This is a genomic window from Burkholderia sp. GbtcB21 (assembly GCF_019091065.1).
GTDB classification, from domain to species: Bacteria; Pseudomonadota; Gammaproteobacteria; order Burkholderiales; family Burkholderiaceae; genus Burkholderia; species Burkholderia pyrrocinia_C.
Window position 1 is genome coordinate 1 of record NZ_JAGXKA010000220.1, and the last position, 276, is coordinate 276.

Consider the following 276-nt stretch of genomic DNA (forward strand, 5'->3'; position numbering starts at 1 on the left):
AAAGCGGTTCTACCCAGTCCTGTTCGGCGTGCGGGTCGAGAGACAGCACGACGCGGCCGAAAGGTATCGCGGGACTGCGAGTAAGAGAGTGGACCTGCGGTGACTGTGGCGTCGAGCATGATCGTGATACCAACGCTGCGCTGAACATTCTCCGATGCGGGCGTGCATCGCCAGTAGTGGGAATCCACTGCCGTTTGGCGGTGAGATGGGATGAACACCTCCCCCTTCTCCGGGAAGCGTCCAGCGCCGATGGCGCCGTGACGAGGGGCTCTCGCT

Annotated in this window: 1 protein-coding gene; it reads left to right on the plus strand. The window is 62.7% G+C overall.

From position 1 onward, the window contains the following. On the plus strand, positions 1 to 276 hold a 276-nt coding region (locus KVT39_RS36850; RefSeq protein WP_254640806.1), incomplete at both ends, for a transposase.